Origin of the sequence: Synechococcus sp. A10-1-5-9, assembly GCF_047716785.1 — a bacterium.
Lineage (GTDB): Bacteria > Cyanobacteriota > Cyanobacteriia > PCC-6307 > Cyanobiaceae > Synechococcus_C.
Genome location: NZ_CP180406.1, coordinates 1,184,229 through 1,209,607, shown reverse-complemented (window position 1 = coordinate 1,209,607; position 25,379 = coordinate 1,184,229). Strand labels below are relative to the sequence as shown.

Genomic DNA, 25,379 nt, shown 5'->3' with positions numbered 1-25,379 from the left:
AGCGCGTGTCTCTTTCCACTCATCCCTAATCAGCTGCCAGACTCCTCCTCATCTGAGATGGATTCATGCCTCTTCTGCTTTCAGGTCGGGGTTTCCGCCGTGAGCTGGAGTCAGCGGGTTGCATGGCTGTTCATGCGCCCCTCGAGGGAGGTGCGGAGACACGTTTGCTCCGACGCCTGCGCGCGGCTGGATATCGCACCCACTTAAGTTCCGCCCGCGGGCTTGGAGATCCTGAGGTGTTTCTGTTTCAGAAACATGGGGTGCGCCCGCCCCATCTGGGCCACCAGAGCGTTGGTCGTGGTGCTGCCGTTGGCGAGGTTCAGGAAGTGATGCCCCAGCTCGGTGAGGTTCTTCTTGGCGATAAGCCTGTCGTGCTCTGGTTGTTGGAAGGCCAGGTTCTGTCCCGCTCCGAACTGTTGACGCTGTGCGATCTCTGCCGAAGGGAGCCGCGTCTCAAAGTCGTTGTGGAAATGGGCGGAGCCAGGAGTTTGCGCTGGCAGCCGATGACCCAGCTGCTCGGGGCCTGATCGTTTCTCTGCCACGGGATGCCGGTCTCACCGGCGATGAAGCGCTGCGTCAGGGGTGCTGGGTCAAGTTGATCTGTGGTGCCAGCAATCAGGATCTGGCTTCAATCAGCGACCTGTGTGCTGTGTACGCGGCTGCGGGTGTGCATTGCGTGGATGTCGCGGCCGATTCGGCGGTGGTTCATGCGGCTCGCCTCGGACTGAACTGCGCCCGAGAGCGCACTGGATCCTCTCCCTGGTTGATGGTCAGCGTCAGTGACGGATCCGATGTTCATTTTCGCAAGGCTGTCTTTGACCCAGCGTTGTGCCCCCCCGACTGCCCGAGGCCTTGTGAACGGGTCTGCCCCGCTGACGCCATCACTGCGGATAGAGGCGTTGAGGCCAGCGTTTGTTATGGATGTGGGCGCTGTCTTCCTGCCTGTCCCCAGCAGCTCATCCACGCCGAGGAGCACCAGGTCGGACTCGAGGGTTTGAGTCAATTGCTTCAGGAGCTGCAGCCGGATGCTCTGGAAATTCACACGGCACCGGAGCGAAGCGCGGCTTTCGAACGCACGCTGCTTGCGGTGGCTGCGTCCCAAGTTCCCCTTCGTCGCCTGGCTGTCAGCTGTGGGCTGGAAGGTCACGGAGTCACCCCAGCTGTTTTGGCAAGGGAGCTCTGGCATCGTCATGGCGCTCTGCGTCGACAGGGCATGCGACCCCTCTGGCAGTTGGATGGCCGGCCGATGAGCGGGGATGTGGGGGCTGGGACGGCCCGTGCCGCCCTGCGGCTCTGGCAGCAGCTGCGCACGATCGCTCCTCCAGGACCATTGCAGCTGGCCGGAGGCACCAACGATGTGACGATCAGCCTTCTGCAAACGCTGGATCTATCGGTACAGGCACGACCCTCAGGTGTGGCGTTTGGCGGGATGGCTCGGGCGCTCCTCCAGCCTTTGCTTCAGCAGGCGGAGTCTCGTCAGATATCGCTGCGGGATTGGCCCTCGGGTTGGCAGGAAGCAGTGTCGCTGGCCCGTTCTCTCGTGGAACCCTGGTTGCAGAAGGTCTGAGCTGCTCTCATTGCATGGCATCTCCCTGCTAGAAGGCGATCGGGGCCTGACGGTTGGCAGGTTGAAACGGACATGAATACCGAGCGCATTACCGACGACCTGCAGCGACTTCTGTCGCTTCTTCCTGCATCGGTGGGTCGAGTGCTGGAGCAGGACGATCACAGCGATCAGTTGCTCGAAGTGGTGTTGGATCTCGGCAGGCTCCCTGAAGCCCGTTATCCAGGTCGCTCACTTGCCTTAGGGGAACGACTCCTTGAGCGAAAGGATCTGGAGGAGATGGTCGATCGTCTCGGACAGTTTGGTGCGGACAATCGGGCTGGCATCGAACGCACGCTTCACCGCATCAGTGCCATTCGCAATCGACGGGGTGATGTTGTGGGGCTCACCTGCAGGGTGGGGCGGGCCGTCTTCGGCACGGTTGCCATGGTGAGGGATCTGCTTGACAGTGATCAATCCCTATTGCTGATGGGGCGGCCGGGTGTGGGAAAGACCACAGCCCTTCGCGAGATCGCCAGGGTTCTCGCTGATGAGCTGCAGAAGCGGGTCGTGGTGATCGATACCAGCAATGAAATCGCCGGCGATGGGGACATTCCGCACCCGGCGATCGGTCGTGCGCGGCGCATGCAGGTTGCGCGGCCTGAGCTGCAGCACCAAGTGATGATCGAGGCCGTCGAGAATCACATGCCTGAGGTGATTGTGATCGATGAGATCGGCACCGAGCTAGAGGCGCAGGCCGCGCGCACCATCGCCGAAAGGGGCGTGATGCTGGTGGCCACGGCCCACGGAAACGCGCTCACCAATCTCATCAAGAATCCGACTCTCTGTGATCTGGTGGGCGGAATCGAATCAGTCACCCTCGGGGATGAGGAGGCACGCCGACGTCGCAGCCAGAAGACAGTCCTTGAGCGGGCCGCTGAACCGACCTTCCCCATTGCAATTGAGATGCACAGCCGTCACCGCTGGGCTGTTCATGACGATGTGGCCCGAACGGTGGATTTGCTTTTGAGGGGGCAGAGTCCAAGGCCCCAGGAACGCGAATTGACTGAGGACGGTTCCGTGCGGCTCGTGGACTCTGGCGTCCCCAACTCCCCGCGTGCCCCGCAACGGCGCCCGGCTCTCGCCGTCGTTCCACTGCCGAATCCTGAAACCGGATCAACGCGAGATTCCCATCGCAGAGATGAGGAAACTGGCGGGAGGGATCGCGATGCGGAAACGCTTCGGGTTTTTTGTTGCGGTATCAGTCGCCAGCGCCTTGAGGAAGCTGTGCGGTGTCATCGATGGCCTGTTCAGGCGGTTGATGATCTTTCCGCAGCTGATGTCCTGCTCAGCGTGCGTCAGGGGCTTGGCTGTCAGCCGGATCTTCGTCGTCAGGCGCGAGAGGCTGAAGTTCCAATCCTGGTGATCAAGTCCGACAGCTTGCCTCAGGTGGAGCGGGCTTTGGAGCGCCTGCTGAGTCGCCGACCACGCGCTGGGGATCAACCGCTGTTGCCGACTTCCGGATCGGAATTAGGACGCGCTGATGCCCTTGCGGCCCTCGAGGAGTGTCGGCTGGCTGTCGAGCAGGTGGTGATGCCTGAGGGACGGCCGGTGGAGCTGTTGCCCCGTAGTGATGTTGTGCTGCAAATGCAGGCTGATCTGGTGGCGCGCTACAGACTGCGCAGTGATGTGTATGGGCCTTCTGATCAGCGTCGTCTCAGGGTTTTTCCTCCTTGAAAAATGCTCTCCTGACACGGACGGATTGACGAAGGTCACTCCGCTGTGGGTAACTATCTGAACGCCAGTGCCGATTTCCGCAGGAGATCACTTTCTGGAGTCAATGGGCCGTCGCCAAGTGGTAAGGCAGCGGGTTTTGGTCCCGCCATTCCTAGGTTCGAATCCTAGCGGCCCAGTTTTTCCAGAATTCCAGTGTCGTCGCGTGGACTCCTCGTCTTTGATTTCGACGGCGTGCTCGTTGATGGGATGGAGGAGTACTGGTGGAGTGCTCGCCGTGCCGCGTTGAGCCTGTGCCCAGGGGCTGTGCTGCCAGAAACCATTCCTGATGGGTTTCGCGCTCTTCGCCCATGGATTCACCATGGCTGGGAGATGGTTCTGATCGCGTCAGTGTTCTCTGAGTCCCATCGCGCACCGATGCAGGCTGATGTCGACTGGATGATCCACGATTACAGCGCGTTCTGCTCCGAGGGTCTCACTCGATTCGGCTGGACTCCGAGTCTCTTGCAGGAGCGTCTGGAGCAGGTTCGCCGCGAGGCTGTCCTGGCCGATCGACCTGGCTGGCTGGCGATGCATCGGCCCTATCCAGGTGTGCGGGAGCGCCTCGCCTCTCTGGTTGAGGAAGGCGTCTCCTGGGCGGTGCTCACCACCAAGGGGAAAGCCTTCACTGCGGAACTGCTGGCTTCCATGGACCTGACTCCGGCGCGACTGGACGGCCGGGAGTCAGGTCCCAAGCCCGAGGTTCTGCGCAGTCTCAGTCGCGATTGGCGGCTGCTGGGGTTTGTCGAAGACCGCAGGGCGACGCTGGAAACGGTCCGCAGGACAGCGGGGCTCGAGGGGCTCCCCTGCTGGCTGGCCTCATGGGGATATTTGAAGCCGGATGACCCAGCGGCCCTGCCCGACGGTGTGGCGCTGCTCAGTCCGGAATGCTTCGCACGCCCCTTGGCGAACTGGAACTGATTCGTTAACGTACATCTGTACTATGCGTGACGGATGGTTCGGGTTGGGGCACTGGATGCATTGTCTGGTGTCTGTTCCCAGTGCTGCGGCGGTTCTGCCGCCGTCCTGATCAGATGCCGCCGACGCCCTTTAGCCCCTTAACTGTCTTAACCATGCCAGTCGAAGTGAAAGCCTCCCAGTCCTCCGGTGGAGATGTCCGCCCCGGTGAGCGTGATCAGGCGCTCAATCTCGTGCTCGGGCAAATCGAGCGCAATTTCGGGAAGGGGTCGATCATGCGTCTCGGAGACGCGTCACGGATGCGGGTTGAGACCATCTCCACCGGAGCTCTGACCCTTGACCTTGCTTTGGGGGGTGGTTATCCCAAGGGGCGTGTTGTTGAGGTTTACGGGCCGGAAAGTTCCGGTAAGACCACGCTGACGTTGCATGCCATCGCCGAGGTGCAGCGACGTGGGGGCGTTGCGGCCTTCGTGGATGCTGAGCATGCACTCGATCCTGTCTATGCCGCCTCGCTTGGTGTCGACATCGAGAATCTGTTGGTGTCTCAGCCCGACACCGGTGAGATGGCACTTGAGATCGTCGACCAGCTTGTGCGCTCTGCTGCCGTTGACATCGTGGTGGTTGACTCTGTCGCGGCGCTGACGCCCCGTGCTGAGATCGAGGGAGAGATGGGCGATCTGGCGGTGGGCGCCCAGGCGCGTCTGATGAGCCAAGCCATGCGCAAGATCACAGGCAACATCGGCAAATCCGGTTGCACCGTGATTTTTCTCAATCAGCTGCGTTTGAAAATCGGAGTCACCTACGGCAACCCGGAAACAACAACTGGCGGTAATGCTCTCAAGTTTTATGCATCGGTGCGCCTTGACATCCGTCGCATTCAGACGCTGAAGCGAGGCACCGAGGAGTACGGAATCCGGGCGAAGGTGAAGGTGGCTAAGAACAAGGTGGCGCCTCCCTTCCGTATCGCCGAATTTGACATTCTCTTCGGCCGTGGCATCAGCACGCTGGGGTGTTTGCTTGATCTGGCAGAGGAGACAGGCGTGGTGACCCGCAAAGGAGCCTGGTACAGCTATGAGGGCGACAACATCGGCCAGGGACGGGACAACACCATTGGGTGGTTAGAGCAAAACCCTGACGCCAAGGACACGATCGAAACGTTGGTTCGCCAAAAGTTGACTGAGGGTTCTGAGGTGACCTCCAATTCCATGCGCCCTCTGGCTGCCGCCGCGCGCTCGGCTGCAGCCAAACCCGCAGCCAAGGCCTCTGAGGCCCAGCTGGATGTCAAGACCAAGGGGGCGGCCTGACCGCCCCATCCTTGACTCAGGCTTGGATCGAGCAAGAAGGGCTGCGTTGGCTGCGGCTCTTTTGGAGGTTGTCAGCAATGCGCTGAAGTTCTTGAATTGCTTCAGCACCTTCGAACTTCACCAGTTCGCGCCCGTTGCGTGACTCAACCCAGCTGATCCCGAAATCGGAGACGAGAAATCTCACCATGTGCTGATCGCCGAGTTCGGCAACAAACGAGGCTCCAGATCCGTCACGACCGTCGTCGCAGACATAGCAGGTTGCTGTGACACCAAGTTTTTGCAGGCTTTTGGAAAGAGCTTGAAGGCTCATGACCAGATCCTGAACAACTGTTCGGTATTGCTCTGACAGTCGCAAAAACACAAGACCCATCCCACAATCGAATGAATTCTAAAGGTTTTCTATCGATTTGCTCCGGATGCTCGCTTCTTGCTTCTTTCAGGGTGTGTCTGCAAGGGTCCACCAGCCGGCTGCGGGACCAACAAATCGCACCACCACCCAGAAGACCACCAGTGCTCCGATTCCGATCCAAGCGCCACGGGTGGTAATGGACACGAACTGCGATGCCTGGTTTCGGGTCAGGGGCAGCCAGGCAATGAGGCGCTCGGCATCCTTGGGATTCGATTTTTGCTGACGGGGGGGCAGTCCCTGACTGGCTCGACGGCGGGCTTCTCCCATGATTGTTCTATCCCTGAGGCCAGCCTAGGGGTGTCCTTCAGTCCGGAAGAAGTCTCTGCAGTGAACTCCAGGGCTCCAGTGCTCGGAACACCTGCTCTCCCCAGCTGCGGCTTCGCACCCGGCCATCGAGGAGGGCCAGTCGGCCTCCATTGCGCCGGAGAGGGGCAATGGCTGGAATCAGGATCGCCAAAGCCTCAGGGAGAAGCAGGTCTCTGAACCAGTCACGGCCTTGTTTTTTCAAAACTTGAACACGTGCGGCAGTGAGTGGATCTCCCAGGCTTGCGATTGGTAGCAGGGCCGTGATGAGCTGTTCAGGCTCCGGCAGGGTTGACTGGTGCGTCATCCACCAGCTCCAACTGGTGCAGATCACTCCATTGGGTTTGTCAGAGGCATGTTCCAGGGTCACCCTGCTGCCGAATTCCGCCGCCAGTTCGCTGGTCAGTCTCTGGCGAAGGGCTGTGTCATCAGCAAGCACAAGCGTCAGACCTGAGCGGCCAAGGATTAGTCGCCGGCATTGATCAAGTAGGTGGCTGGCATAGATCTCCGTGTTGGGCAACGGTTGTCTGCGGGGTGCGTAGATCGGGATCGGTTCACTGCGTGGCGGCTCGCGCAGATCGATCCGGATGACGGGATCGTCACGGTCGGGTGGTGTTTCATTGGCGGCCCTGCGGCATCCCCCATCGCCATGAATCAGGGTCCAAGGCCGGGTGTTGAACAGGTCTTGGATTTCCTCAAGGGGTTCCAGGGGCTGAAGCGTCCATTGCCACTGCAGGTGTTCACGGTCGAGTCGGGCCCAGCTTGCCCAGGTATCCATTCCCATGGTTGTGAGCTGACACCAGGGTTCCGGCGCCGGGCCGGTCAGTTGCAATAAATCGCGGACGCTGGTTAGGGCGCTCTCCGGCATGCAGGGTTGACGGAAGTTGCCGGAACCTCGGGCGAATAGTTGCCGGCTCAATCGTTCATGCAGGTCCAGAAGTCCCTGGCCAGTGGCGGGAAAGGCGGTTCTGAGTTCTTCCCAGTGCCGGGCCTCCAGCTTCACGGTCATGGCGTCCCGAAGCCGTGTCGCCAAATGCTCGGCTTCTGGAATCACCAGGTGGTCGTCGTGCCGGAGGTGCCCAAGGCGGTATGCCGTGATCAGCTGGTCGTGAGTCAGCAACCAGAGCTGGTCTCCTTTGGGTGGATGAATGCCACTCCAGCATCCCAGTCGCAGGTCGCTCTGCAACAAGCGTGGACGCTCCAGGTTGAGAAAGCGCTGGCGTTGCTGTTGATCCAGCACCAGCACAGTGTTTCGACTCTGCAGACACAGAGGAACGAGGAGGGCAAGCCACCAGCGTTCATTGCTGCCGGCAGAGAGCTGGATGCGGGTTTGATCGCGGCGACGCAGGCTGCGGCCCACCAGCCGACTCAACGTCAGTTGATGCTCCCACTGTCCGGCATCCGCGCGGAGCAGATGCTTCAGCTGCTGATGGGCCTGAACTTCCAGCATCGGACAACCTTACGGAGCCTTCTGATCAGGAATGGTTCAACTTGATCATGCTTGCTCGAGTGGTCAAGCAACATGGTGACCTTGGCTGGGCAGGCATGGGTGAGGAGCGGAGCACTGGGCTGCAGACTCTCGGAAAGGTCGGAGTGGTGGGCCTCGGTCTGATCGGTGGCTCGCTCGCTCTCGACCTCCGACAGCAGGGTGTGCCGGTGACCGGGCTAGTGCATCGCGACAGCACAGCGACGCGAGCCATGCAGCGGGGGCTGGTGGATGAGGTCAGTTGCCATCCTTCGTGCCTCAACGATTGCAACACAGTGATTCTGGCCCTGCCCATCGAAGCGCTGCTGAAGCCTGATCCGCAGTTGGTTGAGGCGCTACCCGCTAACGCCGTTGTCACGGATGTGGGATCTGTGAAAGGGGCGGTGCTTGAGGTCTGGCGCCACCGGCACCCTCGCTTCGTGGCGGCCCATCCCATGGCAGGAACGGATCAGTCCGGCGTTGACTCGGGCCACCACGGGTTGTTCCAAGGCCGTCCGTGGGTGGCGACGCCTGAGCCGTCAACCGATCCCCAGGCCTTGGCCAGAGTGAAAGTCTTGGCCGAAGGGCTTGGAAGCGAGTGGATCACAGCGGATGCTGCCTGCCACGACCAGGCCGTGGCACTGGTGTCCCACCTGCCGGTGATGGTGAGCGCTGCTTTGTTGAGGGCGGCAGGAGACGAACGGGATCCAAGGGTTCAGGATCTCGCCCGGCGTCTGGCTTCCAGCGGTTTCGCTGACACCACCCGTGTGGGTGGGGGCAACCCTGCCCTGGGCACGGCGATGGCGTGCCGCAACACGTCAGCTCTGCTCAAGGCATTGGCTGCTTATCGGTGGAGCTTGGAACAGCTGGAGGAGGCGATTCTCAGCGGTCACTGGGCTCAACTCGAAAATGAATTGCAGAAGATCAGCGCCCTGCGTCCAGGGTTTGTAGAGAAGGGGCCTGGTGCGCTCAGTCCGCCAGGGTGATCGTTCGGCCTCGTTCCTCCATCAGCTGACTGCAAGCCATCAGGGCCGACAGTGTCACTCCCGCGGTTCCCTCACCGGGGTGAATCGAATCACCACAGAGCCAAAGCTTGCTGATCGGACTGCGACTGGCCAGACCGAATGGACCGAAGCGATCCGGACTTTGTCCCAGACCGCCTACAACACCCTTTGGGCGACCCGTCCAGTAGGCGAAGCCGCGGGGGGTGGACAGCTCGGTGTGGAGCCAGGCCTCGACAGGAAGCGTCAGGGCATTTTCAACACCGCGGCGCATCTGTTCCAGCACAGTCTGTTTGCGTTTCTGGTAGTCCTCCTCCGGCAGGTCGTGCCAACCCTCAGGGGTGGTGAACACGCTGGCGATCACCGTGGCCTCTCCAGCCGGAGCACGGCCATCGCCATCCCTGCTGATCGAGAGGAAGAGTGACCCTGGTGTGTCCCAATCGCACTGCAGATGGCCTGGACAGGCTTCAGGAAGATCGCGTCGGTTCACCACTCCGTAGAACACCAGTGCCCCACTGGGAGCGTGAAGGGTTTGGAGCCGGCGGCGATAGGACTCGCCGAGAACGTTCTTGTCTGGAATCAAAGAGGGCAAGCACTGAGGCGGAAGACTGCACACCACATCGGCTGCTTGCACAGACCGTCGCTCACCTCCTGGCAGCTCCATCTGCACCGTCCAGCCGCCGCTGATTCTGTGTCGCTCCAGCAAGACAGCGCGATGGCGTAGGAGTACCTCGGCGCCATCCCGCTGAAGGGAGGCCAGGAGATGGTCGCTGAGGCTCTGCATGGAACCCTGCAGGTGCCAGAGGCCAAGGGGTGCCTGGCACATCTGCAGGACTGTGGCTCCGTAGAGCGCTGCTGTTCGATCGGCAGGTTGCTGGGAGTACAGCCGGAGCTGCAGGTCGAGAAAACGGCGCAGGCGTTGATTGCTGCCGCAGCCGCAGAGTCTCTGAAGATCGGCAACGGTGAGAAGACTGAGAGGGGCCGTGGCGAGATTGCCGGGTGTGAGTGCTTTGAGCGTTCGGCGCAGATCCCAGCCTGAACGCACGGGCAGTACTGGGTCGGCTGCGGCGAATTGCCAGTTCTGGCGATGAATCCAGCTGCACAGCTCCCAGAACCGCTCCGTTCCAGGGAAGTGGCGCCTCCGTTCCTCCCGCCAGCGTTGGGGGTCATGCCAGAGGTGGATGGGGGGTGACCCGTCATTCAGATTCACCACACAGCCTGGATCGAGGAGTTCCGCGAAAGGTGGCTCCAGGCCAAGATGGCGGAACAGTCGGGCATGGCTTCCGCCCGGTTCAAGACCTGCCACCTGTGTGGCGCCGACATCGAAGGTGTAGCGCCCCCGCTTGAATGTTCCAGCGCAGCCTCCGAGCTGGTGGTGGGACTCCAAGAGGGTCACTGATAACCCTTCGCGAGCCAGCAAGGCCGCAGCGGTGAGGCCGGCAATGCCGCCTCCGATCACAATCGCGTCGCGGGAGTTGTCCATCCGGGCATGCTGGCAGCTGCTTTCCGGTGCTTGTGGATGCGGGATCAGCTCGAGCAGATCCTTTCCAAGGAAAGAGACCTGCTGCGGGGACGTTGCGTAACGTCCATCGGACCTGTCAGCGGTGGTGAGCGAGGAGCCTGTTGGAGAGCAGTCCTGAGTGACGGCAGCGCTTGGTTCCTCAAGGTCTCCGATCCTGCCCTCCTTGACGCAGAGCAACGGGGGCTGCGGTCCCTGCGCCGGTGGGCTGATGCCGATCTTGTTGAGGTTGTGGAAGTGCTGGCGTGGCTTCCCCTTGAGCACCGGGCGGTTCTGGTGCTCCCTTGGTGGGAGATGGGGAACGGCGATCAGTTCAATCTCGGCCGAGGTCTGGCCCGGCTACACAGGATGTCGTCGCTGAATGGTCCTGCACGGTTTGGTTGTGAGGAAGACGGTTTTATTGGTCTTGGTCCCCAACCGGCCGGATGGCGCGATGGCTGGGGTGAGGCGTTTGTTGAGCTGCGTTTGGAACCTCAGCTGCGCTTGGCTGAGGCCTGGTCATTGAATGAAAACGACTGGTCATCTCTTCTTGCTCCGCTGGCGCAGTGGCTTGGCGAGCATGCTCCCGAACCCTGTCTGGTTCATGGGGATCTCTGGGCGGGCAATGCCGGTGTGTTGGCGGATGGACGGGGACTGCTGATCGACCCTGCCAGCTGGTGGGCTGATCGCGAAGCAGACATCGCGATGACCCAGTTGTTCGGAGGGTTTTCGAGGCGTTTTCTTGAGGGTTACAACAAGGAGTGGCCCCTCCCGGAAGAGGTTGAGCAGCGATTCGAGGCACTCAACCTTTATCACTTGCTCAATCACGCCAACCTGTTCGGAGGCGGATATCAACAGCGTTGCCGTCGCGTGCTCAACTCGCTGAGAAGCACACTTCTCTGAATGATTGATCGGTGGGGGGTGGTGTTCCCCCACATCGCTTGATCAACCCAGATATTCCTTGCGTAGATCCTGGATGCGAGTGACGAGGGCCGAGCGCTTTTCACCAGTGGTGAGGTTCTTCCAGCTCCACTGCCCAACAACAACAACACCCAGAAGTTCAAGCAGACCTGGAATGATCGGCAGAAGATTGATGGTGTCAAGGATGCCCTTAATCAGAATCTGCGCAACGATCACGGCTGCGAAAATCCCAACAACTTTGCCGATACGGCCAGCCTGACTCCAGTCGACTTTGTCAAGGGTTTCGTTCACCCTGCCGAGAATGTCTTTGTATCGCTCAGCAAAATCGACGCTTTCACCAGCGGGTGCAGTAGTGGTGGCGTCGGTGTCATTCACCTGGGGGGTGCTTTCGTCGCTCATGACGCCTTGGCATGGATCTAATGCTCGCTGACCTTATCGGCAAGCCTCCAGAAATGCCATGGCGGCTTCGCTTCGATCGGGATTGCCTGATCGTTTTGCAGAAATCGCTTTATGCAGTGACGCCGGATGAGGGGTGTGCCCTGCTACTGGGGGATTCCGTTCCTGAGCCGAGAGTGCGCGTGGTTTGGCCCTGCTGCAATGTCTGGCGTCCAGGGTTTCAGGGATTGGATGAGCAACCGGTCTTCGGGGGTGGCGTTACGCCTTCACGGCAGACGCGGTTCGCACTGGATCCACTCGAGCAAATCGCTGCGCAACGCTGGGGGCGTCGTCGGGGGCTCGATGTTTTAGGGAGTGCCCATTCCCACCCCGGCGGTGATCCAAGTCCAAGCAGCATCGACAGGCGTTGGGTTGCTGCCGATGGGGTGATGGTCATCGACGCGGGTCCCGGTGGCTTGGCGGGCTGGTGGATGGAGCGCTCCACTTCAGGGCTGATTTCGGATTCCCCCAGGCTTGCAAAGGTGTATCCCCTTCAGCTTGTGGGCCCTCAGGGTGTGCCTTTGCGTGACACTGGTTTGAGTGCCAAAAAACAGTCACCCCCGGCCTCTCGATGACGGATCAGCGTCAGTTGTCTGAACTCAACTCGGACGAGCGGGGGCGCTACGCCCGCCATCTCACCCTGCCGGAACTGGGACTTGCCGGTCAGACGCGTCTGAAGGCTGCCTCCGTGCTCTGTATCGGCGCTGGAGGGCTCGGTTCGCCGCTTCTCCTGTATCTCGCGGCGGCAGGGATCGGACGCCTCGGCATCGTGGACGATGACCGGGTGGATCTCAGTAATCTTCAGCGCCAAGTGATCCATGGCCAGGCTTCTGTCGGCGAAGCCAAGACCTCTTCAGCCCGCTGGAGGATTCAGGATCTCAACAGGCACTGCCAGGTGGAGGAGCATTCATGCAGGTTGACGGCGGAGAACGCTCTTCAGTTGATTGAGGCCTACGACCTTGTTGTGGATGGTTCGGATAATTTCCCGACTCGGTATCTGATTAGTGACGCCTGCGTGATGCTCGGCAGACCGTTCGTGTATGGCTCCGTTCAGCGTTTTGAAGGCCAGGTCACGGTGTTCAACCAAGGGCCAGACTCTCCCGATTACCGCGACCTCGTGCCCCAGCCGCCACCACGCGACCTCGTGCCTTCCTGCGCCGAAGGCGGTGTGATGGGTGTGATGCCCGGGTTGATCGGTTTGCTTCAGGCAACCGAAGTGATCAAGGTGATCACCGGTCTCGGAGACACCCTCGATGGGCGTCTGCTTCTGGTCGACAGCCTGAGCATGCGTTTCAGAGAACTGCGCCTCGAACGCCGCCCTGATCGTGCCCCCGTTGAAAACTTGGTGGACTACGAGCAATTCTGTAATCCTGGAGTTCCTGTTGAGGACGAGGAGTCCCAGGGTATGAACAGCATCTCAGTGCATGAGCTCAAGGCTTTGCTCGATGAGAGAACCGATCTGGTGCTCCTGGATGTTCGTCAGCAGGCTGAGGCTGATGTGGCGGTGATTCCGGGATCCCAGCTGATTCCCTTGGCCTCGATCGAATCGGGTGACGCGATTGAGCGGATCCGATTGCTGGCATCTGGTCAGGCTGTTTATGTTCATTGCAAGCTGGGTGGTCGATCGGCTAAAGCAGTCGATCTGTTAGCCCGTTCAGGAATCCTGGCGGTCAATGTGACGGGGGGAATCGATGCCTGGAGCCAGGACGTGGATTCCTCGGTGCCCCGTTACTGAGCCTCAGTAGTCAACACCGCGTTTCAGATCCACGCCCTGCTCGGCGTAGTGCTTGTGGCAGACCATCTCCGAGTGAACACTCGCGAGGTCGAAGTAAGCCGGTGGATGTTTGCAGCGGCCAGTAATGATGACTTCGGTTTCCGCAGGCTTGCGAAGCAGGGCTTGCACGATCGGCTCGACTGGTAGGAGCTCAAGATCCACAGTGGGATTGAGTTCGTCGAGAATGACGGTTTTGTACAGCCCGCTGGCGATTGCTGCACGGGCGATTTCCCAGGCCCTCTCCGCTTCCACGTAATCGATCGGTTGCTGCTGACCACGCCAAACGATGGCATCGCGGCCTGAACGCAGGTGGTCCACCAGATGGGGATAGCTCTCGCGTAACGCGGCGATGGCGGCATCTTCGGTGTACCCGCTGCCCCCCTTCAGCCATTGAAGAATGAGCACCCGGTGACTTTTGTCCTGGCTGATGCCGCGACCGATGGCCTGCAGTGCTTTCCCCAGTGCGCTGGTGGATTTGCCCTTGCCTTCACCGGTGTAGATCTCAATCGCTCCCTGAGTGGTGAAGGGCACTTCAGGCTCGTTGTCGCTTGAGGGCCGACGGTGGGCGCGCATCTCCGAATGCAGGTCAGCGATCTGGATCAGAGGTCCGGGTGCACCACGGCCGGTCACGATGATCTCCATCCCCTCCGGACGGGACGACAGGGACTGCACGACATCGTCGATCTCGAGAAGACCGAGATCCAGAACGGGATTGAGTTCGTCAAGCACCACCACGGAATACAGGGCGCTGGCAATGGCTCCACGGGCAATGTCCCAGCCCCGTTGCGCTTCCTGCTGGTCGAAGCGGGTGGCTTCTTCGGCATTGAAGTAGTCGGCGCGACCCGTGCGTACCTGGTCGATCAGATGGGGGAAACCCTGTTGCAGCGCTTCGATGGCCGCATCTTCGTCGTAAGCCCGTCCAGGTCCCTTTAAGAAGCGCAGCAGCAACACCCTCGTGCGGCGCTGCTCGCAGATGCCAAGACCGATCGTGCGCAGCACAACCCCCAGCGCTGCCTGACTCTTGCCCTTGCCGTCGCCGTCATAGACGTGCAACTGACCAAGGCTGCGCTCCCTGCTCCCAGCGGCTGTGACGATGCCAATGCCCCGGTTGCTGCGCCGGCGTCCAGCTCCAGAGGCATCGGATGAGCGTGTTGCGTCCATCGACGTTCAGGGGATGGCGCTTCGTACGATCGGAGCATACTGAGATTCGTTCGTTCTTCAGTGGCCGAAACGAGCTTCCGTCCACTGGAGTCGCTGTCTGAGGACGATGAGAATCGCCTCGAGGCTCTGCGCTGCCTGCTTCGATCAGCCGGGACAGTTTGTGTGGCTTACTCCGGGGGAGTGGACAGCACCCTCGTAGCAGCCATTGCTTGTGAACAGCTGGGTGACCATGCTTTTGCAGTCACAGGAGTGTCTCCCTCCCTTGCGCCTCACTTATTGGAGGAGGCGCGACTCCAGGCTCGCTGGCTCGAGATCCGTCATCTGGAGGTCGAAACCAGCGAATTGAATGATCCGAACTACAGCTCGAACCCCACAGATCGCTGCTTCGCCTGCAAGCAGGAATTGCATCTTCACCTCAAGGACATCGCGAAGGCCGCTGACGGCGCGCAGGTTCTTGACGGGGTGAATCTCGATGATCTTGGTGACCATCGCCCAGGTATTGAGGCGGCCCGTCAGGCCGGCGTGCGATCGCCACTGGCCGAGCTGCAGATTGACAAAGCCGCCATCAGGCGACTCTCCAAAGCCCTCGGTTTTCCCTGGTGGGACAAACCGGCCCAACCCTGTCTCGCGTCGCGATTCCCCTACGGAGAGGAGATCACGCACCAAAGACTCAGACTGGTAGGAGCGGCGGAAGCCTCCTTGATCGCCCGGGGATTTCCGCGCGTGCGGGTTCGCTGTCAGGGACTTGCGGCTCGGATTGAAGTGCCTTCCACCAGACTCGGCGAGCTCCTCAATGAGCCGATGCGCGGCCAATTGGTTCAGGAGTTCTTAGCCCTGGGATTTACGTCGATCAGCGTTGATCTTGAAGGGCTGGTGAGTGGAAAGCTCAATCGCATATCGGCCATGAGCAAAGGTTCCGGACACCAGCCTTCGCAGCATGGGAAGGCCTTAATGGGTTGACCAACCCGGCGTGCGCTCTGCCTCCGCTACAGCTGCTGGGGTTTCACGTAAGAAGCTGCGCAGAGCATGGTTCATGGCCTTCAGCTCGTGGCAGAGGTGCTGGCAAGCCTTTTCGGGCATGGTGTGATCGCCGCACGTGAAGACATCCACAGCCGCATACCCGGTTTCAGGCCATGTGTGGATGGAGATGTGAGACTCCGCCAAAAGAGCAAGTCCTGTGACGCCCTGTGGTTCGAATCGATGGGTGATGAGGTTGAGAAGAGTGGCACCAGCACGTTTCGCAGCGGTCGTGATGGTGGTTCTCAGAAAAGCTTCGTCATCGAGCTTTGTCTGGTCGCAATCGTAGAGCTCGAGGATGCAGTGCTTGCCCACCATGTCGGTGGCACTGGGACTCTGGGTATTGGTGGGTGTAGAGGGCTGAACGTCGTCCCATCCCGGGTTGGGATGCAGGCATGACAGGGTCTGCTCCATCAGGATGCAAAAGAAAACAGCTTTTCACCCTAGCTGTTTTTCGACTCGTTTCTCAATTGATCAGCATTAAGAATCTGTGAGCGTTGCCGCCATTCGCCCTCAAAGGCATCGAGATGGGTGGCACTCACGAGGCATTGATGGGTGTCACCAACTGCCTCTAGCAAGGCGAGTTGGCGCTGCGGATCCAATTCCGCCAGGACATCGTCCAGAAGCAGAAGCGGCGGATGGCCGCAGAGCTCGCCCACCAGTTCCAGTTCCGCCAGTTTCAGAGCAAGAACAAGGGTGCGCTGTTGGCCAGATGACCCGAAGCGACGGGCGACGGTGCCATTCAGCAGCATGTCGATCTCGTCGCGATGGGGTCCGACTCGGCAGCTGCCGAGTCGTTCCTCCTCACCGCGTTGGCGGTGCAGCTGCTGTTCGATCGCCAATCGCCACGGCTCTTCGGCCTCCTCCCCTTCCAAAACGCTCCCTGGGCTGTAACGGAGCTCCAGTTGCTCATGGCCCTGGCTCAAGCGTGACTGCCAGGCCGCTGCCAGGGGTTCGAGCCGTAGCAGGGCCCGTCGTCGTCGTCGGTGAATTCGCGTGCAGACCAAGGCCATCTGGTTATCGAAGCTGTCGAGAAGGGCCTGATGTTCGAAGGTGGTGTTGCCGCCGCCTCGTCTCCAGAACTGGCTGCGCTGACGAAGGAGCCGGTTGTACCGTCCGATCAGCTCGGCGTAGATCGGCTCCAACTGCAACACGACCCGATCAAGCCAGCTGCGTCTGAGAGCTGGTTCTCCTCGCACAAGATGAAGATCCAGGGCGCTGAACCCCACACATCGCAGGGGACCAATCAGGTCTAACTGCCGTTGAAGCACTTTCCCGTTTCGCCGTGCCTGGCGTCCACCGCGGCGGCGGAGTTCTAGCTCTACTTCGGTTTCGTCCATGCAGGAGGCCTTCAGCAGAGCCCTCGGTGCATCCCAGTGGATCAGATCCGCATCTTGACTGCTGCGGTGGGAGCGCAAACTCCCCAGGAGTTCCACTGACTCCAGCAGGTTGGATTTGCCGATGCCGTTGCTTCCGATCACCAGCAGACGCGGTGCATGGATCTCCAGCTGCAGGTGGCAGTGGTTGCGGAACTCCTGCAGTTCAAGCCGGAGAAGCCGAATCGGTCTAAGTGCGACGTGTCGCTAAGGTAACCAAATCGTGGTTGTTCTCCCAACTGCCGCGAGGGCATGTAGCTCAGTTGGATAGAGCATCAGATTCCGGTTCTGAGGGTCGGGGGTTCGAGTCCCTCCATGCTCGTGATTCGTCAGGCTCCAGCGGCGCTCGGAGCCGTAGCCCCATGGTTCGAATTCCCCCTGGATCGAGAATGTATCCATGGGTTTTCAGAGCGGCTAGGGCCTGTGGAGGGGCCGAAATCGAGATGCTGCAGCCCGGAAGATCTCTGCGCAGGACCGCGAGGGAACGGTGAACAAGCACGTCAACAAGATGGACTTGATCCGGTCCTGGCCGTGCTGCGAGGTTCCAAAGGTTGGCATTCAGAGCCTGATCGGTCGTCGCGCGTACAAACCCAGCAAGCGCGTGATCGTTGTCCAGGATGGTCATGACCCAGAGACTGCGGCTCAGGGCAAGTGACCAGCGCTCCTCAGGATGGATCTGGTCACCGCTCGCGTGTAGCAGCGCGTTGATACTGGCTCCATCCGGAATGTGGTCAATTTTTAAGGAATAACCCTCCTTAAGGGATGGTGCTGCGGGCTGTCTGCGGAAGGGAAGCAAGGCCATTCACCCGGTGTTGCGCATGCCTGCGGCGATTCCGTTGATCGTGAGCAGGGCACCACGAAGCAGTTCGCTGCGGCTATACGTTCGACCGTCACCGTCGCTGGGAGATTCACTCATCGGTGGTTGGCGATTTTGGTCCCTCAACCGGCGCAGTAGGGCGACCTGAAGGAACCCCAACGGCACGATGGTGCGGTTGCGCAAATCCACGGAGAGCTGCAGGGCTGGATCGGCATCCAGCAAACGCTCTTGCCCTGTGATCTCCAGTACAAGGCGGTGGGTGAGGCTGTATTCCTCGGCGATGGTCTTGTAGATCCCGTCGAATGCTTCGCGGTGATCGGCACTTCCCAAGCTGGTCACGTAGTGACGGGCCAGATCCAAATCAACCTTGGAGAGGGTCATCTCCACCTTTGAAATCAGCATCCGGAAGAAAGGCCAGCGTTGATGCAAGGTCCGTAGCAACGACATCTGATCGGGGTCGTTCTCAAGCTCTTCGTGGAGGGCTGTGCCGACACCAAACCAGCTGGGGAGGAGAAAGCGACTCTGGGTCCAGCCAAAGACCCAGGGAATCGCCCGCAGGCTGGAGAGATCGCGCGTCCCGGTTTTGCGCCGGGCGGGCCGGCTGGAGATCTGAAGCTTGCTGATCTCCTCGATCGGCGTGACCTGCTCGAAGAAGGCAACAAGATCTGGGTTGTCGTGCACGAGAGCGCGGTAGTGGCGACGGGAGCAGCGGGCCAGCCGAGCCATCAGATCGTTCCAGCTGGGGGTGGCATCCAGTTGGTTCGTGACCAAACTGTTTTGAACGACCGCGGTGGTCACGGTTTCGAGGTTGTAAAGAGCCAGCTCAGGAAGGCTGTATTTGGAGGCGAGGACCTCCCCCTGCTCGGTGATCTTGATGCGTCCTTGGAGCGTGCCACTGGGCTGGGCGAGAATCGCCTGATAAGCAGGTCCTCCTCCCCGACCCACTGAACCACCACGTCCGTGGAACAGCCGCAGGGCCAGACCGTTTCTTGCCGCCAGATCCTGGAGGGCAATCTGTGCTTTGTGAATCTCCCAATTGCTGGAGAGGAAACCCGAATCCTTATTGCTATCGGAGTAGCCGAGCATCAGCTCTTGCAGAGGTTGTCCCTGGCTTCCAACCTTGGGAAGCAGGTTGCGATACAAGGGGGTCTGGAACAGCTGTTCCATCACCTCGGGAGCCCTCTGTAAATCCTCCACGGTTTCGAAGAGAGGAACCACCAGCAGGTCGGCATGGCCTGCAGAAGGTTCCACAAGCCCCGCTTCCTTCGCCAGGAGAAGCACTTCCAGTAGATCCGAAACGCTGTGACTCATGGAGATCACATAGGTTCGGCAAATTCGACTTCCGAACTCATCCTGGAGGCGATGCAGCGTGCGGAAGACATCAACGGTTTCTTCAGTCGTGGATGACCATTGGACGGAGGGTGGGATCAGAGGGCGGCGGGTCTGCAGCTCTTGAAGCAGCCAGTTCACGCGTTCCTGTTCATTCAGATCCCCGTAGGCCTGGTCGGGGTTCAGGTAGCGACTCACTTCGTCCAGAGCATCGCTGTGCCGGGTGCTTTCCTGGCGGATGTCTAGGCCGGCAAGACAAAAACCAAAAATGTGCACCTGGGTGAGCAGCGTGTCGAGGGGCTCGCAGGTGAGGTCAGTACTGACCAAGCTTGTTCGGATTAGTTCAAGGTCACTGCGGAACTCCGCCACGGAGCCGTAGTGAAGAGATTCGCTTTGAGGTGCTTCTGGAGTAGCGGCCACCTGTGCATCTGCAGGAGCTCTCCAGCCGGCATCCGCCAGCTGCTGATTGCGGATCTGCGTGAGACGCAGCCTCTCAAGCACAAAACTCAGCTTTAGGCGATAGGGCTCCAGTCGATAACGGGTCGCACGCTCTTCGTACACCTCAGGAAACCGCAACCGATCCATCTCCAGGGATTCAAGGAGTGGTGCACTGACCTGGCTCCACTGCATGGAGATGCTCAGCTGATCTCGAAGCCCGTGGACTGCGCTTACATAACGATCCAGCATCAGCTGGCGCTGATAGCAGGCCGTTCGCCAGGTGATGTCAGTCGTTACCGAAGGGTTTCCATCACGATCGGATCCAACCCAGGAGCCGAAGGTGCAGAAGGATGACGGCGGCAGTTGGACATCCGGGTAGCTGCAGGCCAGTGCCGAGGAGAGGCGTCGGCGCAGCTGGGGCATGGCCCCGAACAGCACCTGCTGGAAGTAGTGAAGGGCGTAATCAACCTCGTCCAGAACCGAGGGTTTGAACTGGTGCAGCTCATCGGTTCGCCACCACAGCCTGATCTCCTCCTCCAACTGAAGACGGATGGTTCCAGCTTCAACGGCGCTTGAATCGCTCTTGGTTTCCAGTTGCTGCAGCAGGCTTGCAACCCGCCTCTGCTTGTGGCGGATCGTGTGACGGACGATTTCGGTGGGATGGGCGGTGAAGACCAGGCGGATATCGAGCTCCTGCAGCAGGTTTTCCAGCTGTGCGGGGGGGACATTGAGTCTGCGTAGGCGTTCAAACAGTTCCCGGAAGGTGGCGGGCTCTGTCTGTGTTGCGAGGGGAGGCGCGAAGGGATTGATCTGTTCCGCTGTGTCCTGTGAGCGGACGATGCTTTCCAAATATCCGTCTTCCTCGATGCGCTGCTCGAGAATGTTCACCAGTTGGAAGTACAGGGAAAAAGCCCGAGCGGCCGCGATGGCTTCCGACAAGTCCATGTCCCTGATCAACGACACCAAAGCGTCACTGCTCACCGCGTTGTCGTCCGGAAGGACTGGGTCGCTGAGTTGTTTCATCCGCAGAAGGCGCTCCGCCTGTTCCGCTGGACACTCACTGCGAAGAACAGTCTGCCAGAGGTCTTCGACCAGGGCGAGTCGTTGCTGTAGAAGTTGGCCGCCCACAGGAGCCTCAGCCACCGCAACCCTGGGCTGTTCGCTCTCAGGACTTCGTGCGGAGGAGGAGGACATTGAAGACCCGCCGGGATTGGAAATCGACATAATCATCCCAAAGGGTGTTGGACTGGGGCTGAAACGGGACGTGTTTCCTCTGCTTCCATGGCCTCGATGCTCTCGATGAGCACGCTTTGGATTGTGCCTCCGGCCCTGATACCAGCCAGCCAGCGCATGGCCTGATTCCCCTCATCAAGGATGGCGGCGAGGGGCTGAAGTCGTTCGCTTAGGTGGAGTTCCGCTGCCAATGGCTCCACGGATTCGATCAACGTCAGCAACCAGTCTCTGCACTGCAGTGGCCGGCCGTCCTCCCAATGGTGGAGGGTGGCTTCGAGGCTCTTCTGGGCTGCGGTCCGGTCGTTGCTCAGGCTGAGTTGCTCGAGTTCGTTGAGGCTTAATGAGCTTCTGGTCATGGGGTCGTGAGTGGTGGGATCACGAAGAATCTGTTGAATCCTGAGTTCGAGCAACGTGGTGACCGCAAGAAGACAGTCTGGATCAGTGATCAGATCGCAGATGCGCAGCTCCAGACGATTGAGTTGATGCGGACGCTCTGGACCGTTGGGGCGCACGGATGTCCAGAGATGGCGCACGTTGTGCATTGTCCCTGCGGCAATCTGTTCCTCCGTCCAGTGGATGAAGTGCAGATGATCCACGAACAAGGGGACGCGAGCCGGCGTGAGAGGAAATTGCAGCCAGCGTTGGGAATGAACTCCGGTGACCTCACCATTGAGAAATGGGGAACTGGCGCTCAGGGAAAGCATGAGTGCAGCTTCGCAACGAACCAGGCGTAAGGCCTGAAAGAGCTGATCCGGATTCTCGATACCGAGGTTGATGTGAATGCTGGCCGTAACCACATCTGTGCCATAGGTGGCTTCAATCAGATCGTGGTAGGGATTCGAGGGATCGGACCGTTCAAACTGAGTTGCGTCACCCAGGCTCAGAGTGCTGCCAGGCAGCAAGGTCAGTCCCCTGGACTCAAGCCATGTCCGCAGGGTCCTACGGGGTGAGAGCAGAGCCTCCGTGAGAGGTCCATAGTCTGATTCCGGCGCTGTGACGTATTCGAGGTTGCGATGATCCGGCTCCGTGACGAAGCCTTTCAGCTCCTCTCTTGCTGTGGCGGCGATCCCGACGTTGCGACCATCGTGACGACCCGTGAACAGTTCGACCTCAAAGCCTTTGAGCAGGCGATCCCTGGTCATGTCTCGACGTCCTCGAGGCAGGCCAGTGCAGTCAGCATGCCCCGGGCTTTGTTGAGCGTTTCCTGGTATTCCGCCTCAGGTCGGGAGTCCGCGACGATGCCCGCGCCGGCCTGAACGTGCAAGGTCCAGCCTCCGTCTCGATTTGGCTGAACCACCATCGTCCGGATCGTGATGGCGGTATTCAATGCACCCGCTAGATCCACTGATCCGTAAACACCGGAGTAAGGACCTCGAGAGTCCGGCTCGAGCTCGTAAATGAGCTGCATCGCCCTGATCTTGGGTGCTCCGCTCACCGTTCCCGCAGGAAAAGCCGCCATGAGCAGATCCCAGATGTCGTTCCCAGGAGCCAGTCGCCCCTCCACCTCACTGACGATGTGCATCACGTGGGAGTAACGCTCGATCACCATGAGTTCGCGGACTGACACCGATCCCGGAACGCAGACGCGGCCAAGGTCGTTGCGACCGAGGTCGACAAGCATTACGTGTTCGGCACGTTCTTTGGGATCAGCGAGCAGCTCCGCTTCCAGACTCCGATCTTCTAGTTCATTGCTTCCCCGGGGTCTTGTCCCTGCAATCGGTCGAAGTACAGCACGGATTCCTCCTTGATCGGGTTCCGCCTTGACCATCACTTCAGGACTGGATCCGATTAGCTGCCAGTCACCGAAGTCAAAGAACGCCATATACGGCGAAGGATTCACCATGCGCAAGCTCCGGTAAAGATCCAGGGGAGCGTGGCGGACCTCCGTGCTGAGTCTCTGGCTGATCACCAGCTGGAAGGCATCTCCAGCTGCGATGTGTTCCCGGGCCTCTAAAACCGCCTTCTGGAAGTCATCCTGGGTCCGATTGCTGGTTGTCGAAGGTGTATCTCCTCTGCTGGGAGTCCAGTTGAGCGGGCGCACAGGGGGCAGTGGCTCGGCCATTGTTTGCTTGAGGGACTGAATGCGCTGGAGCGCATCCGTCCAGGCCGCCTCTGGGTCGGCGAAGGAGTTGTGCTCTCCTGAGAGGTCTGCATAGGCCACAGCAGTGATCAGGCGTTTCACCTGATCAAAAATGAGGATGCTGTCCATCAGCATCCACAGTCCCTCCGGAGGTTCATTCCCTTCGTTGTCATGCACCGGCACTGAGGGCTCGATCCAGCGGATCAGTTCATAACCCCACATTCCGTAAAGCTGGCCGAGCGGAGGCAGTCCCGCCAGGGTTGCCGGTTGATAGGGCGCCAGGCAGTCCCTCAGGCTGTTGAAAGGGTTGCCTGACAACGTCTCATGCCGCCCATCTCTCCAGGTCCGTTGCAGCTGGTTGTGCCGGGCAGAGAGTGTCCACAAGGGATTACAAGCCACCACACTCCAACGACCCAGGGTTTCGCCGCCCTCAACGGATTCGAGCAGAACTCCTGGGGGATGCCCCTCGCCCACTTTCAACCAGGTGGTGAGGGGTGTTTCCAGATCTGCAGGCCAGCTGCTGGCTACGGGTACAAATGTTGCACCAGATTCAATGGCTTCTTGAAAAGCCGTGCGGTCGGGTGTGAGCATGAACAGAGATATCGAAACCGACCGCGAGCCATCATGCCGGTCGGACTGACCGGCCGTGACGGCTCAAGCTTTTCAGATGATCAAGCGTCGAACGTATTGCGTCCGCTGAACTTGATATTCGCTGGGTTGATATTTTGACCGATACGGCGTGGATTGTGTCCCACCATGGCCCGACCTTCGTTGACCTTTTCAGGGAACACACCATCACTTGGATGGAGGTACTCAGTGTCACCACCAGGGAAAATCCGGTAGATCTTGTAATCCTCGATCCGTGGCTTGAACTTGGTTCGCAGTTGGGTGCCCAGAGCTAGGCACTGCTCCTTGCGGGCGAAATACATGATGTTTTCACCGGCGTTCATCATGGCTGCGCCACCGGTGGGAAGTTCGAAGGCCTGAGAGCTGTTGCTCGTCCAGGTGATGGCGTACTTCTCTTCTGTTTCGGCGGAGTTGAGAAGACCTCCTGTACTGCCGATGAACTGGGGAAGCTGTCCGTTCAACGCCGTTGCTGTCATTGCTGTCCTCGCGAAATCGGCATGCCTTTACGGCTGGAAAGTAGCACCGTGATTCTGCTCTGATCGCCCTTCTGGCCTGGAATCTTCACACCAGTCAACATTGCCCTGCAATCGGAAAGAACACCGTGAGTCCACGGTCCCGGTGCTGGGTCAGTCGCCCTCCCAGGCTTTCCAGCAATCGTCGGGTGGCTGTTTGGCTGAGCTGAAGGCTGCCGGTGTCCGTGTTCCAGCTGAGAACCGGTCCCAACTGTTCTTGGGGCATGGGCTCAGATGCCCGCGAGGCCATTTGTTCAGGGGTCCGCGAGATCAGTTGGAGCTTGAGACGAGCTCCTGCTGGTTGAAGCGTCAGCTGCAACTGACTTCCGGGTGGGAGGCTGCGGCTGCATCGATCCACCAGGCCCCCAAGCATTGGCTCCAGTCTGCTGGGATCACTGAGTACCAGGGGTAATCCATCGTCGACGGCCATGTCGAAGCCCACCTCTCTGCGTTGCAGCTGTTGCCTCCAGCTGGGTGATAGCAGTCGTAACATCGCCCCGAGATCAGTCCTCGCCAGCTGTGAAGGACTATCAGGTTGTCGCTGGAGTTCCGCCGCCTGGAAGATCAGCCCGAAGCGATCAATCTGTTCGCTGCATTCAGTGTCAATCTGCTGAAGCCGTTCGGTCACCCTGTCCGGCAGGTCACGGCGGCGCAAGAGCGAGCGAATCAGGGTGCGAATCGTTGCAAGAGGTGTTCTCACTTCGTGGGCAATCGCTTCTAGGAGTGAGAGCTCTGCGTCCTGGTCTCCTTGAGAAGGCTCCTTCGCGGGGCTTCCAGGGGCTTCCTGAGTGGTCTGAAACGTCACCGTGGGAGCCATCGAAGCCAGACGTTGGGACAGCTCTGGCCAGAAGTGAAGCGCAAGATCCCCGCTGCTCTGAAGAGGTCCCAACTCCTTCAGCGCCTGATGGAGAACCTCGGCCTGTGTGGGATCGTCCTGCTTGAGTCTCTTTTCGACCAGGCTCAGGATCTGACCAAGAAGGTTTGGTTCGCTGCGCATCAGCAGTCGTCGCTGACCTTCCTGTCCCTGCAGGGCAATCGCTGCCTGGAGCTTGGGGGTAATCACAAGCAGCAAAGGGTCTTGGCCGTCTTCGGCGCGCAGTGGCATCGTCTGAAACTGGCAGCTGAGGGTGGGGGCTTCCCGCACATCCGTCGGTGCGTTGATCAGGTCAGAGGGGAGCAGCGTGCTGGTCTGAAGGCCTTTGAGAAGTGTGAGAGCTTCAGGAGCCCACACCCATCCCCGATATTGCTGCAGAAGTTCGGGTGTGTAGAGGGCCGGCAGAGGAGAGGCAATCCACAATCCTCCCCGGCTGGACTGATCGATGAGCAATCGCTGTTGGAGGACTTCGAGTGCTCCCCACCAGAGGCGCCGAGCATGGGAGTCATCCGCTTGTCCTGCAGGGACCCCTTCGGCCATCAGGTGGTGGATCGATTGCAGCGGCGTAATG

At 59.9% G+C, this 25,379-nt stretch carries 24 protein-coding genes and 2 tRNA genes; 13 read left to right on the top strand and 13 right to left on the bottom strand.

From position 1 onward, the window contains the following. Positions 1–65: 65 nt before the first annotated feature. The 6 genes from ACLM45_RS06895 (at position 66) to recA (ending at position 5,538) form a co-directional block, all read left to right on the top strand. Positions 66–527, top strand: a complete 462-nt coding sequence (locus ACLM45_RS06895) for an NAD(P)H-quinone oxidoreductase subunit N (RefSeq protein WP_006042202.1) — start codon at positions 66–68, stop codon at positions 525–527. A 44-nt stretch (positions 528–571) separates the two neighbouring features. Next, a complete protein-coding gene (locus ACLM45_RS06890) occupies positions 572–1,567 on the top strand; it encodes an LdpA C-terminal domain-containing domain (RefSeq protein ID WP_415411375.1) in 996 nt (331 codons plus the stop codon). Between the two features lie 72 nt (positions 1,568–1,639). Continuing rightward, the gene (locus tag ACLM45_RS06885; RefSeq protein WP_415411244.1) at positions 1,640–3,280 is read left to right on the top strand and encodes an AAA family ATPase; all 1,641 of its coding nucleotides are present in this window, start codon (positions 1,640–1,642) and stop codon (positions 3,278–3,280) included. Between the two features lie 104 nt (positions 3,281–3,384). Continuing rightward, positions 3,385–3,456: transfer RNA gene (locus ACLM45_RS06880), tRNA-Gln, on the top strand. A gap of 16 nt (positions 3,457–3,472) precedes the next feature. Then, a complete protein-coding gene (locus ACLM45_RS06875) occupies positions 3,473–4,237 on the top strand; it encodes an HAD family hydrolase (protein ID WP_415411243.1) in 765 nt (254 codons plus the stop codon). A 152-nt stretch (positions 4,238–4,389) separates the two neighbouring features. Next, the gene (recA, locus tag ACLM45_RS06870) at positions 4,390–5,538 is read left to right on the top strand and encodes a recombinase RecA (RefSeq protein ID WP_415411242.1); all 1,149 of its coding nucleotides are present in this window, start codon (positions 4,390–4,392) and stop codon (positions 5,536–5,538) included. A 16-nt stretch (positions 5,539–5,554) separates the two neighbouring features. Here recA and ACLM45_RS06865 read toward each other — a convergent pair whose 3' ends face one another. From ACLM45_RS06865 to ACLM45_RS06855, 3 genes are all read right to left on the bottom strand, one after another. Beyond that, positions 5,555–5,899: a DUF1815 family protein gene (locus ACLM45_RS06865; RefSeq protein ID WP_415411374.1), complete on the bottom strand. Its 345-nt coding sequence runs from the start codon at positions 5,897–5,899 to the stop codon at positions 5,555–5,557. A 75-nt stretch (positions 5,900–5,974) separates the two neighbouring features. After that, positions 5,975–6,214, bottom strand: coding sequence for a DUF2839 domain-containing protein (locus ACLM45_RS06860; RefSeq protein WP_006042196.1), 240 nt, complete (start codon positions 6,212–6,214; stop codon positions 5,975–5,977). Positions 6,215–6,251: 37 nt separating this feature from the next. After that, positions 6,252–7,700, bottom strand: coding sequence for a helicase (locus ACLM45_RS06855; RefSeq protein ID WP_415411241.1), 1,449 nt, complete (start codon positions 7,698–7,700; stop codon positions 6,252–6,254). A 95-nt stretch (positions 7,701–7,795) separates the two neighbouring features. Between ACLM45_RS06855 and ACLM45_RS06850 the strand changes: the two genes are divergently transcribed. Next, a complete protein-coding gene (locus ACLM45_RS06850) occupies positions 7,796–8,701 on the top strand; it encodes a prephenate/arogenate dehydrogenase (RefSeq protein WP_415411373.1) in 906 nt (301 codons plus the stop codon). On the opposite strand, the gene crtD is transcribed toward ACLM45_RS06850, so the two are convergent. Further along, entirely contained in the window at positions 8,685–10,199 is a 1,515-nt protein-coding gene (crtD, locus tag ACLM45_RS06845; RefSeq protein WP_415411240.1) for a C-3',4' desaturase CrtD, read from the bottom strand. The genes ACLM45_RS06850 and crtD overlap by 17 nt on opposite strands. A 6-nt stretch (positions 10,200–10,205) precedes the next feature. Between crtD and ACLM45_RS06840 the strand changes: the two genes are divergently transcribed. Beyond that, entirely contained in the window at positions 10,206–11,117 is a 912-nt protein-coding gene (locus tag ACLM45_RS06840; RefSeq protein ID WP_415411239.1) for a fructosamine kinase family protein, read from the top strand. A gap of 42 nt (positions 11,118–11,159) precedes the next feature. Here the strand turns inward: ACLM45_RS06840 and ACLM45_RS06835 are convergent, their stop codons facing one another. After that, the gene (locus ACLM45_RS06835; protein WP_006042191.1) at positions 11,160–11,534 is read right to left on the bottom strand and encodes a CAAD domain-containing protein; all 375 of its coding nucleotides are present in this window, start codon (positions 11,532–11,534) and stop codon (positions 11,160–11,162) included. 20 nt (positions 11,535–11,554) lie between these two features. On the opposite strand from ACLM45_RS06835, the gene ACLM45_RS06830 reads away from it, so the two are divergent. Both ACLM45_RS06830 and moeB read left to right on the top strand, forming a co-directional pair. Next, positions 11,555–12,145, top strand: coding sequence for a M67 family metallopeptidase (locus tag ACLM45_RS06830; protein WP_415411238.1), 591 nt, complete (start codon positions 11,555–11,557; stop codon positions 12,143–12,145). Then, positions 12,142–13,305, top strand: coding sequence for a molybdopterin-synthase adenylyltransferase MoeB (moeB, locus tag ACLM45_RS06825; RefSeq protein WP_415411237.1), 1,164 nt, complete (start codon positions 12,142–12,144; stop codon positions 13,303–13,305). The genes ACLM45_RS06830 and moeB overlap by 4 nt, the downstream gene beginning before the upstream one ends. 3 nt (positions 13,306–13,308) lie before the next feature. Here moeB and ACLM45_RS06820 read toward each other — a convergent pair whose 3' ends face one another. After that, positions 13,309–14,505 (bottom strand): cob(I)yrinic acid a,c-diamide adenosyltransferase, encoded by a 1,197-nt coding sequence (locus ACLM45_RS06820; RefSeq protein ID WP_415411236.1) that lies wholly within the window; start codon positions 14,503–14,505, stop codon positions 13,309–13,311. Between the two features lie 60 nt (positions 14,506–14,565). On the opposite strand from ACLM45_RS06820, the gene larE reads away from it, so the two are divergent. Continuing rightward, the gene (larE, locus tag ACLM45_RS06815) at positions 14,566–15,465 is read left to right on the top strand and encodes an ATP-dependent sacrificial sulfur transferase LarE (RefSeq protein ID WP_415411235.1); all 900 of its coding nucleotides are present in this window, start codon (positions 14,566–14,568) and stop codon (positions 15,463–15,465) included. On the opposite strand, the gene speD is transcribed toward larE, so the two are convergent. Continuing rightward, positions 15,454–15,936: an adenosylmethionine decarboxylase gene (gene speD / locus ACLM45_RS06810; protein ID WP_415411234.1), complete on the bottom strand. Its 483-nt coding sequence runs from the start codon at positions 15,934–15,936 to the stop codon at positions 15,454–15,456. The two genes, larE and speD, sit on opposite strands and share 12 nt — an antisense overlap. Before the next feature lie 29 nt (positions 15,937–15,965). Beyond that, complete coding sequence (gene recF / locus ACLM45_RS06805; protein ID WP_415411372.1) at positions 15,966–17,084, bottom strand: DNA replication/repair protein RecF; 1,119 nt, start codon at positions 17,082–17,084, stop codon at positions 15,966–15,968. A gap of 62 nt (positions 17,085–17,146) precedes the next feature. Between recF and ACLM45_RS06800 the strand changes: the two genes are divergently transcribed. Both ACLM45_RS06800 and ACLM45_RS06795 read left to right on the top strand, forming a co-directional pair. Further along, positions 17,147–17,220, top strand: a tRNA-Arg gene (locus tag ACLM45_RS06800). Between the two features lie 186 nt (positions 17,221–17,406). Then, entirely contained in the window at positions 17,407–17,553 is a 147-nt protein-coding gene (locus ACLM45_RS06795) for a hypothetical protein (protein ID WP_415411233.1), read from the top strand. A 147-nt stretch (positions 17,554–17,700) separates the two neighbouring features. Here the strand turns inward: ACLM45_RS06795 and ppc are convergent, their stop codons facing one another. The 5 genes from ppc to ACLM45_RS06770 all read right to left on the bottom strand — a co-directional run bounded on the left by ppc (position 17,701) and on the right by ACLM45_RS06770 (position 25,348). After that, the gene (gene ppc, locus ACLM45_RS06790; protein ID WP_415411232.1) at positions 17,701–20,676 is read right to left on the bottom strand and encodes a phosphoenolpyruvate carboxylase; all 2,976 of its coding nucleotides are present in this window, start codon (positions 20,674–20,676) and stop codon (positions 17,701–17,703) included. A 32-nt stretch (positions 20,677–20,708) separates the two neighbouring features. Continuing rightward, positions 20,709–21,857 carry a glutamate--cysteine ligase gene (gene gshA / locus ACLM45_RS06785; protein ID WP_006042182.1) on the bottom strand — a complete coding sequence of 383 codons (1,149 nt, stop codon included), beginning with the start codon at positions 21,855–21,857 and terminating at the stop codon, positions 20,709–20,711. Continuing rightward, positions 21,854–23,386, bottom strand: a complete 1,533-nt coding sequence (locus tag ACLM45_RS06780) for an anthranilate synthase component I family protein (RefSeq protein WP_415411231.1) — start codon at positions 23,384–23,386, stop codon at positions 21,854–21,856. The genes gshA and ACLM45_RS06780 overlap by 4 nt, the downstream gene beginning before the upstream one ends. 80 nt (positions 23,387–23,466) lie before the next feature. Continuing rightward, the gene (locus tag ACLM45_RS06775) at positions 23,467–23,898 is read right to left on the bottom strand and encodes a photosystem I reaction center subunit II PsaD (RefSeq protein ID WP_006042180.1); all 432 of its coding nucleotides are present in this window, start codon (positions 23,896–23,898) and stop codon (positions 23,467–23,469) included. Positions 23,899–23,992: 94 nt separating this feature from the next. Continuing rightward, positions 23,993–25,348 carry a sensor histidine kinase gene (locus ACLM45_RS06770; protein ID WP_415411371.1) on the bottom strand — a complete coding sequence of 452 codons (1,356 nt, stop codon included), beginning with the start codon at positions 25,346–25,348 and terminating at the stop codon, positions 23,993–23,995. Positions 25,349–25,379: the final 31 nt, after the last annotated feature.